This window comes from Lelliottia sp. WB101 (assembly GCF_003051885.1).
Classification (GTDB): domain Bacteria; phylum Pseudomonadota; class Gammaproteobacteria; order Enterobacterales; family Enterobacteriaceae; genus Enterobacter; species Enterobacter nimipressuralis.
In genome coordinates this window covers 1625017-1636742 of sequence record NZ_CP028520.1, presented here as the reverse complement: position 1 = coordinate 1636742, position 11726 = coordinate 1625017, and the positions used below count along the sequence as shown (strand labels likewise).

Genomic DNA, 11726 nt, shown 5'->3' with positions numbered 1-11726 from the left:
TCATCCAACCCGATAATTTCTGTTTTTTAGCTCTGTGATTTCCTGGCAGGTCACACAATATGCCACCCCAGGGATGGCAATGCGACGAGCCTCTGGGATTGGGCTATCACAGGCTTCGCAAATGAGACGAGAAGGCGCAGTAATTCGGCTACGAGCGCTATTGATGTAACGCTCACGCTCTTCCAGCTCGCGTTGCTGTGCGAGATCCATTGCGTCAGCCATTAGTGTTGCACCTGAGATTCGTACTCAAGATGTTCAGCCTCGCCACGCAGCAACTCCGCAGCTTCGGTACTATTCAATCCCTGGTAACTAATATGGAGGGCCATTGCTTTAAGGCGTTTAGAAAAAACCAAAGCGTGCGCTTTACGCTCTTCATTTTTAACGTCAGACAGCAATACCGCCAAACTATCGGGATCTGTTTCAATTTTATTGATTTCGTTATTTCGCATTATGTAATCTCCTGAATTTAGGCAAAGGGATGCCCGGTGGGTTTACACCAGTGTATTTTTTTAGGGTTAATTCGGCATGGTTAGCCGTTTTGGAAATAAACTCACTACTGCACGGAAATGATTCATTGCAGTAATAAGCGATTTTTTCTCATCATACGTCAGTGAATTGAATTGCAGCTCATGACGAGCCACAGGGAGTTTTGCGAGATAAAAAATAGCTGCCAGCGCGCGAATATTATCTTCATATAAGGGGTCGTGCTTCTCACGCATTTTCTCGATAAAACATTCCAGTTCTTTATTGTTGCAACCCCAATATTTTGCACGCAGTTCTGCCACATAATTGAGACCCGCCAAACGCTCACTCGTCTTGAGTGGAACGGTTGCTGAATCAGCTTCAATAGCCATACTTTCTCTCCTTATGAAAGGGGGTTCCACTCTCGGTACACCCTGTAGCTTCAGGAATATGAAACGCACAGTAAAAAGAAATCTATCAATCAGCTATCGAACTTACTCAGATGGCGTCATGCACCGATGATGAGCTGAAAACGGGAGTGGCCTAAAGCTTTACGTAATTGCTCTTCTTTCCAGCGAGCGTAATAGATGCGTATCGGGCCACCGGCTTTCTTACAACCCTTGCGGATGGTGCGAGGTTCAATAGGTACACAAGGGTTGTCACCGGTTGTCCAGCGATAAGCGGTGCGTTCAGATACCCCCTCAAGCACTGCGAACTGTTGCAGAGTAACGATTGGAGCAGGCACTTTGATGATTGCGATTTCAGAAGCCATGTTGCATGATTCCCATTTGGATAATGTTTGCAATCAATGGTCTCTGTTTGCCAACCTCAGCCATTGATTTTCCTGAATTAGCAACAATACTAATACCCATTTGAGCATTAGTAAACACCCAAAGGAGTATATATTGATCCTTGATTCTCAAGTGAACAATGATGAGTTACTGGACCGCATCTGCCAGGTATATGGATTTAATCAAAAAATCCAGCTCGCAAGGCACTTCAACATTGCGGCCAGTTCCCTTCAAAATCGCTACTCTCGTGGCACAATTTCGTACGATTTCGCCGTACAGTGCGTTCTTGAAACGGGGGCAAGCTTGCGATGGTTACTTACCGGGGAAGGTTTGCAATATGATGGAAAGCCCGCCGCAACGGATCCCAAAGAGATCGCATCATTCACTTTAAGTGATGGTGAACTCGTTAAAAATTCCACTTTAAGTATTGATGCTAATTTTTTTAGTAAAGCGCTAAAAGACGGTATCGCTGTTCGCACCGAAGGCAAACTGCACTTTATTGAACAAGATGCGGCCCTGACTGACGGTCTCTGGCTGATTGATATTGAAGGAACCATCAATATCCGCGATTTGACTTTACTTCCAGGTAAGAAGCTTCATGTTGCGGGTGGAAATGTGCCTTTTGAATGCGAAGTCCGCGAGATAAAAACGCTTGGTCGTGTGGTAGGTATATACAGCGAGATTAAGTAATGACTGTCCGTAAAAACCCTGCTGGAGGCTGGATTTGCGAGCTTTATCCGAACGGGGCAAAAGGCAAACGAATTAGAAAAAAATTCGCCACCAAAGGCGAGGCACTCGCCTTCGAACAGTACACCGTACAAAATCCCTGGCAGGAAGAGAAAGAAGACAGACGCACGCTAAAAGAGCTAATTGATGCGTGGTATAGCGCACACGGCATAACTCTCAAAGATGGACTAAAACGTCAGTTAGCAATGCACCACGCCTTTGAGTGTATGGGCGAACCGCGCGCGCGTGATTTTGATGCGCAGATGTTTTCCCGCTACCGGGAAAAGCGGTTGAAAGGTGAATATGCCCGTTCAAACAGAGTGAAAGAGGTGTCGCCTCGCACCCTTAATCTTGAACTGGCCTACTTTCGCGCGGTGTTCAATGAGTTAAACCGCCTCGGAGAATGGAAGGGTGAAAATCCGCTGAAAAATATGCGCCCTTTCCGCACGGAAGAGATGGAGATGGCCTGGCTAACTCACGACCAGATAGCGCTTCTGCTCGGTGAGTGTCAACGCCACGACCACCCTGACTTACAAACCGTGGTCAGAATCTGTCTTGCCACAGGCGCTCGGTGGTCAGAGGCTGAGAGTTTAAAACAAAGCCAGCTTGCGAAATACAAAATCACATACACCAACACGAAAGGCAGAAAAAACCGCACAGTTCCCATCAGCAAAGAGCTTTACAACTCCCTGCCCGATGAAAGAAAAAGTCGGTTGTTTAGTGAATGCTATGGCGCGTTCCGTTCTGCTTTAGAAAGAACAGGCATCGAACTACCGGCAGGACAACTTACCCATGTTTTGCGCCACACCTTCGCCAGCCATTTTATGATGAATGGTGGTAATATTCTGGTCTTGCAGCGTGTCCTCGGCCATACCGACATCAAAATGACAATGCGATATGCGCACTTTGCTCCAGACCATTTAGAGGATGCCGTTAAGCTCAATCCTTTGGCGATGAGTGGCGATAAAGTGGCGGTCGAAATGGCGAATAATGGGTAAACCCTGGCAAACAATGGCAATGTATGTCAATGATAATTAAAATAAACCATTGTTTTTCGGTTGTTCCTGTAGGAACTCATAATCGCTTGGTCGCTGGTTCATGCCCTGCAGGGGCCACTAAACATAAAGGGCTTACGCCAAAACGTAAGCCCTTAGTTTTTTCAGGATTCATGAATCAGCGGCGTGGATAACTCACACGAGCTCCCGGAGTTGCTCCTGCATGTACGCAGAAAAGTATTCAGGGTTCTTGATAACGACGTGGTCAGTTGAGTTAATTTTCTCAGCCCATCCGGCGACTTTTTTGGTGAAGTCCGGATCCCATCCCTCCTGGCTGCCACGCGCCATCACATCAGCGGCGCTGGCTGGTGTACCCAACTCTTTCAAATACTTGAATATTCCCTTCGCGGTACTCTCGTCCATCGACTGCGGCACTGACGCGGAAGTGTCCATACCACCAATGAAATCCAATGCTTTCTCAATGACTGTTGGCATACTCTTATCCTTAAAATTAACCATCTGGTAACTACGCTTTACCAGGGCCTGAAATTGATCGGAAATTCAAAGAGATTGTCACGGCACCGGAAACCCTCTCTTACCCTTGAGCGCTCCGGTACATTCATAAAGCATTGCACAATCCACACACCCGAACCATTAACCCCCTCACAAACATCTAAAACTAAAGAAATCCCTCGTCGCGCCGATCATCATCCGTGTGTATTATTTCCTGTAGCTCTTACCACAACTAACCTTAACTCAAATACTTAAGCGCTAAAGCGAAAGGCATCATGAGCACACCGATCAAGCGGCTAGAAATCATAAAAAATGCCATTGAACTGGAAGATGACGACATCATTTACAGTCAGCTGGCACGGCTGAAAAGTGAAGCGTTTGACGATGAGCTACAGGCGATCGTCGCGGCGCTTGAGAATAAGAACTACACGGCAGCGATGGCGGCTATCACTGCCTGGTTGCAGAGTCAGCGCTCACTGACCCAATGGCGCGACCCGCAGGTGGCTGCCAGCAAACTGGAGCTGAGTGCATTAGAAGAGCGTCTGCGCGATCTGATTGACCGCCGCAACGCCCGCGTGCAGCAGCTCGACGAGTTCAACGATCTCTATTTCTCCCGCCTTGGCCCGCTGATGTCACAAATCCTGCAACTGCGCAAAACCCTGGCGGAGCTGAACCTGCGTCGCCAGCAGGCGGAGGCGCGTCGTCGCGAAGAGGATTATCGCCGCTGCCAGCAATATATGGCGCAGGCCGTAGAAGTGCTGGCGACGCTGACTCAGCGCTGGCGCGCCCTGCCCGCCGACTCCGTGCAGGCCGCCGAAGCGCGTAAGCATCTTCAGCAGCAAAGCGATCTGATTGCCAATCTGCTGGCCGAGGCGCAAGAGCTGGAAATGGGCTTAACGCGCGAAGAGGAGCCAGCGCGTCAGGCGCGGGACGAGGCCAACGAAGAGTACGAGAAATACCGCGAGCAGCACCACGATGCTGAAGTGCGTCTGCGCAAAGGTAAAGATCTGTCGGAAGAGGATCAGAACGAGCTGAAACGGCTCTGGCGCCAGGCCAGTAAGCTCTGCCACCCGGATCTGGTGGCGGACGATCTGAAAGAAGAAGCCAACACCATGATGGTGCAGCTCAACCAGGCCAAACAGCGAGGCGATGTGAAAGCCATTCGTTCGCTGGTTGCGCGTCTGCAGCAGGGTTTTGAGCCGCTAATGGCAAGCGACCGCCTGAACGATCTGGAACGTATTCGCAAAAAAATGGCGCAGGTACGTGAGCAAATTGACACATTAGTGAACGAACTGGCAGAGCTGGAAAAAGAAGAGTCCTGGCTGCTGGTCTCCTCGCTGAGCAATATGGAGTCCTATTTTGCCCAGCAGGAGAAAGCGCTGCACGACGTGCGCGCCGCGCTTGAACATCAGGTGAACGCAGCGCAGCTCGACGAAGTGGCCTGATTACTTCGCGTGCCAGTACGCGCTGGCACGCACCAACTGTGGATCAATCGCGTCAGTCTCAAACTGGCGGCTCAGGTTTTTCACCACCTTCCCTTCCCCGGTCAGCCAGATAAAGTAATCCCCGGCAGGCACGTTCAACGTCGCCAGCCGATCCGCCACCGCCTGCTCGCTGTGCCCGACAATCCAGGTGATGTTGAAATCACGCAGATGCGCCAGATAGTCCTTGTACGCTTCGTCACCCACGGTCACCACTGCGTGAATCTCCGGGCGAACCGGCAGTTGTGCGATGGCCTCCAGACGGCGACGCAGCGCAGGCATTCCTGACTCATCACACACGTACAGCTGCCAGGCGTAATCTTCGGGCACAACCAGCGATCCGCGCGGGCCGCCGATCGTCAGTTTATCGCCCTCTTGCGCCTGCACCGCCCAGTTGCTGGCGACACCGCCATCGTGCACGAAGAAATCGAGCACCAGTTCGTGGCGTGCTTCGTCGTACAGCGGCGTGTAGTCACGCGCCATAGGACGCACACCGTCGCCCCAGTCGATGCCTTCGTCAGTGACTACCGGCGGGAGAAAGGTTGCGCCCGGTGCCGGAAAAAAGACTTTGGTGTGGTCGTCAAAACCCTTTGAGCTAAAGCCCTCCAGCGCGTCGCCGCCTAAGACGATACGTTGAAAGCCAGCGCTTATACGCTCAACGCGGAGCACGGTCAGCTCGCGAAAGCGCAGTTCATTGCGTACACGTTGTGGGTAGCGGGTCGATGTCATGTTTATGCCTTCGTGAAGTGAATACGATATATCTAAATAAATTTTAAATGATAATGATTGCTAACAAACGGGATTGCAAGTCTTTTTTTGATATAGACATTACAAGGGTTTCCCGCCACATCAACTCATAATTAAATTCTATAAATTCATATAGATACTACAAATACAGAAAACTGCATTGCTAATCCGATAACTTTAGATATAAATTAGATATATCAAATTAAGGAGAAAACGATGCGACATTCCCACGACGATTTCGACAGAGACCATCACCATCATGGCCGCGGCACCGACCATCACGGCGGCGGCGGTGGACGCCGTCAGCGCTTCTTCGGCCACGGCGAGCTACGCCTGGTGATTCTGGAGATTCTGACCCGTAACGCCAGCCACGGCTACGAACTGATTAAAGAGATTGAGAGCATGACTCAGGGGAATTACACCCCCAGCCCGGGCGTGATCTATCCGACCCTCGATTTCCTGCAGGATCAGGCGTTTATTACCATTTCGGAAGAGGAAGGCGGGCGCAGGAAGATTGCGATCACCGTAGCCGGACAGCAGTGGCTTGACGAAAATCAGGAACATCTGGAACACATTCAGGCACGTATTAAAGCGCGCTGCGTGGGCTTCCAGCTGCGTAAAAACCCGCAGATGAAGCGGGCGCTGGATAATTTCAAAGCGGTTCTCGACCTGAGAGTGAATCAGGGGGAGCTCAGCGACGCGCAGCTCAAACAGATCATCGGCGTGATCGACCGCGCGGCGCTGGAGATCTCCCAGCTGGATTAAGCCAGCGCGTCTTCGCGCACGCGGAACACTTTTACCAGCTCTTTCAGGTGCATCGCCTGATCGTTAAGCGAGGCCGCTGCCGCAACCGACTCCTCCACCAGGGCAGAGTTCTGCTGGGTAGTGGAGTCAATCAGGCCAATCGCGCTGTTAATTTGCGAGATGCCTTCCGTCTGCTCGTGGCTCGCCTGACGGATCTCACGCAGAATGACGTCCATCTCCTCCACGTTCCCGACCATACCGTTAATCAGCCCGCTCGCTTTTTCCACCAGGTTCATCCCGTCCTGGGTCTGACTGGTTGAGCTTTCGATCAGCTGGCGGATCTCGCTGGCAGACGAAGCGCTTTTCTGTGCCAGCTGGCGCACTTCACCGGCCACCACCGCAAAACCGCGCCCATGCTCACCGGCACGCGCCGCCTCAACCGCTGCGTTCAGCGCCAGAATATTCGTCTGGAAGGCAATCGCATCGATCAGGTTGATAATATCCGACATGCGGTTAGAGGTTTCGTTAATCAGGCGCATTTTCTGCGTCACCTGCTTCATCATCTCGCCGTTGTTTTTCACCACGCTCGCCGCATCAGCGGAGAGGTTCGTCGCCTCACCCGTATGGGCCGCGGTATTTTTCACCGTAGCGGTGATCTGCTCCATCGAGGCCGCGGTTTGTTCTACGGAACTGGCCTGCTCTTCGGTACGTGCCGCCAGATCCTGGTTCCCCGCCACAATCTGCGCCGCCGCGCTGGAGATATTTTCCGAGCCAGACTGCACCTGCTGCACAATTTCCAGCAGTCGGGTTTTCATCTCCATCAGGGCATGCAGCAGCAAGCCTGTTTCGTCTTTCGTGCGGGTGGTGATGTTGCGGGTTAAATCGCCTTCAGCAATGGCTTCAGCAAACGCCACCGCCTCGCCCAGCGGACGGGTGATGGATCGCACGATAAACCAGCCAATCGCACTGCCGATCAGCACGCTAAACGCGGTGAGGATCACCAGCAGCAAGCGGTTGGTGTTGAAATCGCCGTCCACCTGCTTTCCGGCGCTTTGCATTTCGCTGTTTTGCACCGCGATCAGCTCCTGCACTTTGGCCTTGTAAGCCTGTTGCAGATCCACGGTGTGGGTCATCATCTCCTGGATCGCCCCCGCGCGGTCGTTGTTCTGGACGGCCTGCAAAATCCGATAGCGGGAGTCGAGATACTGCTGACGCACGTCGCGGATGCCGGTCAGGATCTGTTGCGATTTCGCGTCTTTCAGGGAGTTATTCAGGTCAGTCAGAATGACGGTAATCTGTTCGCTGATCGCTTTCAGCCGCTGCTGCGACTGGGCAGCATACTTGCCCTGCTCATCCAGCAGCATGAGCTGTTGAGTGCTAACAAATTCCTGGAAGTTATCAATTAACTGATTGGCTTTTACCGTCGTCGGGTAATCGTGGGTAATGATGGTTTGCATCCCGTTATTTGCCCGATTAAGGCTCAGGAGCGACAGGCTGGCACTCACCACCATCAGAACAATTAAGAATCCAAAGGCCAGAAATAATTTTGTGCCGATCTTTACGTCATGTAAGAACATATATACTCCATCGATGTGATTATTTCTCAGACGATCAGCGTTATCGGTAACTTTTACGCTAACTTTATGACTTTGATCGTTTTTATATTTCATAACCGCTGCAATGGATAGGCTGAATCTATTAATAACGCGCCATCGATCGTTACTTAACCGTCAGACAGGCGGTTTTTGAAATAGCGTTGGGGTAAATTGGCTTAGGTGGGGATAAATAACTGATTCAATTACTTTAGTTATTTAATATAAAATTAACATTTCAGCGCAAATATAATTACAACGCCGGGAATAAAAAAGCCCGCTTATTTCAGCTGAAACAAGCGGGCTTTTTCTTGAACGTTACTGAATCAATGAAGAACCGTGACCGCATCTTCCAGACGTCCGGCGCGGTGCTTCACCATCGCCGAGACGCGGGCGCTCTCTTCCACCAGATCGGCGTTTTTCTGCGTGATGTCATCCAGTTCGGCTACCGCACGGGTCAGATCAGACAGACCGGTCGCCTGCTCGGAGGTCGAGTGGCTGATCTGAGCAATCAGGCGCGTCACGTTTTGCACCTGCTCCACGATGTCGTCCATGGTGCGCCCGGCGGCGTGAACCTGATCGGACCCCGACTGTACCTTGCTGGCGCTGGCATCAATCAGCTTACGAATATCGTTGGCGGCGCTGGCGCTGCGGCTTGCCAGATGACGCACCTCTCCGGCCACCACGGCAAAGCCTTTACCTTGCTCGCCCGCACGCGCCGCTTCAACCGCCGCGTTCAGCGCCAGAATATTGGTCTGGAAGGCAATATCGTTGATAAGCTTGGTGATGGAGCCAATGCGCTGGGTGCTGTCGGCAATATCATCCATGGTCTTCACTACGGTCTGCATCGCGTGGCCCCCTTCCGCTGCCGCGTCGCTCGCCACTATCGAGAGTTTATCGGCCGCCGCTGCGGTTTCAGAGTTGCTCTGCACCGACGCCGCCATCTGATTCATCGTCGTCACGGTCTGCTGCACATTCTCGACCGTCTGGCGGGTGCGATCGTTGAGATCTTCATTGCCCTTCGCCAGTCGGTCGCTGCCATCGCGCACACTTACCACCTGGCTGGATACATCATTGATCAGCCAGCGGCACATCAGCCCCAGCTGTCCGACCGCGCGCAGGGTCAGCCCCAGCTCGTCGCTGCGGTTCAGATGGTCAACGCTGTTACGCTCGCCGGTCGCAACTTTGAGCGCCTGACGCGCCACATTCTCTACCGGGCGCACGATTTGCTGCTCGAACAGGAGAGTGCCCAGCAGCATCACCAGCGCGCTCGCGCCCAGCGCCGCCCAGCTCGCATGGGTGGCGATAAGCGTGGCAGCCAGTGCCACAAACAGACCAGCCATCACGCCACGCACCCGCCAGCGCAGCGGCATCGCCGGTAATTTCCCGCGCCAGCCCTTACTCACCACCAGCCCTTTATGTACACGTTTATTGCAGCGCCCTTCGTTCAGGGCTTTATACAGCGGTTCGACTGCGGCGATCTCCTCCGCCGTGGCTCGGGTGCGAATCGACATGTAGCCCGTCACCTCTCCGCCGCGCACCATCGGCACGGCATTGGCGCGCACCCAGTAGTGGTCGCCATTCTTACGGCGGTTTTTCACAATTCCACTCCACGGCTCGCCCTGTTTCAGCGTGTACCACATATCGGCAAAGGCCGCTTTAGGCATATCCGGGTGGCGCACCAGATTGTGCGGCTGGCCCAGAAGTTCATCCAGTTGGTAGCCGCTCACTTTCACGAAGGTGTCGTTGGTGTGGGTCATGTGGCTGTGGAGATCGGTGGTGGACATGAGGGTGGTATCGTCGTTCAGAGGATATTCATTCTGAGTGACATACGGTTGAGCGGACATGATGGGCATCCCTTGCAGGTTATTTGAATGTTAATTTTGTGGGTTTATCTTTTTTCGGCGGTAAATAATTTATCTTTAGTTGTTAAATCCGATCGAGATCGCAAATTGCAGTTAAACCGCACTTTTTGTATGCATTTCTAATTGATTGATTTCAAATACTTTCACGAAGAAATTACCCACAAAGACCCACCAGTTAACGCCTCCTTAAGTGGCAAACCTTGCACTACAAGGGTGCAATAGACGAATTCCAGAGCACTCGCCAGGCCAGATAGCCCAGAGGCAAAGCGCGTATCTTTTCTTCCGGCACGATTAAATTTTGCACAACATTATGTTGACCTGGCATTTATCCCGATTTTCGTTAAGTCACGGGAAGTGGCGTAATCCCTGCAATAATTAATTCAGTATCATGTGATACGCGATCCCCCGGAGCTCATTTTGAACAGGTTACCTTCCAGCGCCTCGGCTCTCGCCTGTACCGCGCACGCACTGAATCTCATCGAAAAGCGAACGCTTGACCATGAGGAGATGAAACAACTTAATCGAGAGGTGATTGATTACTTTAAAGAACATGTGAATCCGGGATTTTTAGAGTACCGAAAATCTGTTACCGCTGGCGGGGATTACGGAGCCGTAGAGTGGCAAGCGGGAAGTCTGAATACGCTTGTCGACACCCAGGGACAGGAGTTTATAGATTGCCTGGGTGGTTTTGGAATTTTCAACGTGGGGCACCGTAATCCAACTGTGGTTTCCGCCGTACAGAATCAACTCGAGAAACAACCCCTTCACAGCCAGGAGCTGCTCGACCCGCTTCGCGCCATGCTTGCGAAAACGCTGGCAGCGTTAACGCCCGGCAAACTGAAATACAGCTTCTTCTGTAATAGCGGCACGGAGTCGGTCGAAGCGGCGCTCAAACTCGCCAAAGCGTACCAGTCGCCGCGCGGGAAATTTACCTTTATCGCGACCACGGGCGCGTTCCACGGCAAGTCGCTGGGCGCACTGTCGGCAACGGCAAAATCGACATTCCGCAAACCCTTTATGCCGCTGCTGCCGGGCTTCCGCCACGTGCCGTTCGGTGATATCAACGCGATGCGTACCGTGCTCTCCGAGTGCCGTAAAACCGGCGACGACGTGGCTGCGGTGATCCTCGAGCCGATTCAGGGCGAAGGCGGAGTGATCCTGCCACCGCAGGGCTATCTGCCTGCGGTACGTAAGCTGTGCGACGAGTTTGGCGCGCTGCTGATTCTGGATGAAGTGCAGACCGGAATGGGGCGCACCGGCAAGATGTTTGCCTGCGAGCATGAGAACGTGCAGCCGGACATCCTGTGCCTGGCGAAAGCCCTCGGCGGCGGCGTGATGCCGATTGGTGCCACCGTTGCCACCGAAGAGGTGTTCTCGGTACTGTTCGATAATCCGTTCCTGCATACCACCACCTTTGGCGGTAACCCGCTGGCCTGTGCGGCCGCGCTGGCCACCATCAACGTGCTGCTGGAGCAGAATCTGCCCGCTCAGGCGGAACAGAAAGGCGATATGTTGCTGGACGGTTTCCTGCAGTTAGGGCGTGAGTACCCGGATCTGGTGCAGGATGCACGCGGCAAAGGGATGCTGATGGCTATCGAGTTTGTGGATAACGAAATCGGCTACAACTTCGCAAGCGAGATGTTCCGCCAGCGCGTGCTGGTGGCCGGGACGTTGAACAACTCGAAAACCATCCGTATCGAACCCCCACTAACGCTGACCATTGAGCAGTGCGAGGCCGTATTAAAAGCGGCCCGCAAGGCGCTGGCGGCAATGAGGGTGAGTGTGGAAGAGGCGTAACGGCCACTCTCTC

General features: G+C 52.8%; 13 protein-coding genes. 5 read left to right on the top strand and 8 right to left on the bottom strand.

Going from position 1 to position 11726, the window contains the following annotated elements:
* The 4 genes from DAI21_RS07860 to DAI21_RS07845 form a co-directional block, all read right to left on the bottom strand.
* Nucleotides 1-222, bottom strand: coding sequence for a TraR/DksA family transcriptional regulator (locus DAI21_RS07860; RefSeq protein WP_102104821.1), 222 nt, complete (start codon nt 220-222; stop codon nt 1-3).
* The gene (locus DAI21_RS07855) at nt 222-449 is read right to left on the bottom strand and encodes a DUF2732 family protein (RefSeq protein WP_102104822.1); all 228 of its coding nucleotides are present in this window, start codon (nt 447-449) and stop codon (nt 222-224) included. Before DAI21_RS07855 ends, DAI21_RS07860 begins: the two co-directional genes overlap by 1 nt.
* A 66-nt stretch (nt 450-515) precedes the next feature.
* Nucleotides 516-854 (bottom strand): DUF5347 domain-containing protein, encoded by a 339-nt coding sequence (locus DAI21_RS07850; protein WP_107702801.1) that lies wholly within the window; start codon nt 852-854, stop codon nt 516-518.
* Nucleotides 855-970: 116 nt separating this feature from the next.
* Nucleotides 971-1234 (bottom strand): hypothetical protein, encoded by a 264-nt coding sequence (locus tag DAI21_RS07845; protein ID WP_102104824.1) that lies wholly within the window; start codon nt 1232-1234, stop codon nt 971-973.
* Between the two features lie 133 nt (nt 1235-1367).
* Here DAI21_RS07845 and DAI21_RS07840 point away from each other — a divergent pair, with 133 nt between their 5' ends.
* Both DAI21_RS07840 and DAI21_RS07835 read left to right on the top strand, forming a co-directional pair.
* A complete protein-coding gene (locus tag DAI21_RS07840) occupies nt 1368-1943 on the top strand; it encodes a phage repressor protein CI (RefSeq protein ID WP_107702800.1) in 576 nt (191 codons plus the stop codon).
* Nucleotides 1943-2977, top strand: coding sequence for a tyrosine-type recombinase/integrase (locus DAI21_RS07835; RefSeq protein ID WP_107702799.1), 1035 nt, complete (start codon nt 1943-1945; stop codon nt 2975-2977). Before DAI21_RS07840 ends, DAI21_RS07835 begins: the two co-directional genes overlap by 1 nt.
* A 192-nt stretch (nt 2978-3169) precedes the next feature.
* Here the strand turns inward: DAI21_RS07835 and DAI21_RS07830 are convergent, their stop codons facing one another.
* Nucleotides 3170-3493 carry a DUF1889 family protein gene (locus tag DAI21_RS07830; protein WP_100778837.1) on the bottom strand — a complete coding sequence of 108 codons (324 nt, stop codon included), beginning with the start codon at nt 3491-3493 and terminating at the stop codon, nt 3170-3172.
* A 269-nt stretch (nt 3494-3762) separates the two neighbouring features.
* Here DAI21_RS07830 and DAI21_RS07825 point away from each other — a divergent pair, with 269 nt between their 5' ends.
* A complete protein-coding gene (locus tag DAI21_RS07825) occupies nt 3763-4932 on the top strand; it encodes a DNA repair protein (protein ID WP_107702798.1) in 1170 nt (389 codons plus the stop codon).
* Here the strand turns inward: DAI21_RS07825 and DAI21_RS07820 are convergent, their stop codons facing one another.
* The gene (locus DAI21_RS07820) at nt 4933-5697 is read right to left on the bottom strand and encodes a siderophore-interacting protein (protein ID WP_107702797.1); all 765 of its coding nucleotides are present in this window, start codon (nt 5695-5697) and stop codon (nt 4933-4935) included.
* A gap of 234 nt (nt 5698-5931) precedes the next feature.
* On the opposite strand from DAI21_RS07820, the gene DAI21_RS07815 reads away from it, so the two are divergent.
* The gene (locus tag DAI21_RS07815; RefSeq protein ID WP_107702796.1) at nt 5932-6480 is read left to right on the top strand and encodes a PadR family transcriptional regulator; all 549 of its coding nucleotides are present in this window, start codon (nt 5932-5934) and stop codon (nt 6478-6480) included.
* On the opposite strand, the gene DAI21_RS07810 is transcribed toward DAI21_RS07815, so the two are convergent.
* Together DAI21_RS07810 and DAI21_RS07805 are read right to left on the bottom strand one after the other, a co-directional pair.
* Nucleotides 6477-8036, bottom strand: coding sequence for a methyl-accepting chemotaxis protein (locus tag DAI21_RS07810; protein WP_107704227.1), 1560 nt, complete (start codon nt 8034-8036; stop codon nt 6477-6479). The genes DAI21_RS07815 and DAI21_RS07810 overlap by 4 nt on opposite strands.
* 341 nt (nt 8037-8377) lie before the next feature.
* On the bottom strand, nt 8378-9898 hold the full coding sequence (locus DAI21_RS07805; protein WP_102104830.1) for a PAS domain-containing methyl-accepting chemotaxis protein: 1521 nt from the start codon (nt 9896-9898) through the stop codon (nt 8378-8380).
* Nucleotides 9899-10333: 435 nt separating this feature from the next.
* Between DAI21_RS07805 and ygjG the strand changes: the two genes are divergently transcribed.
* Nucleotides 10334-11713 (top strand): putrescine aminotransferase, encoded by a 1380-nt coding sequence (gene ygjG / locus DAI21_RS07800; RefSeq protein WP_181826894.1) that lies wholly within the window; start codon nt 10334-10336, stop codon nt 11711-11713.
* The last annotated feature ends 13 nt before the right edge of the window (nt 11714-11726 follow it).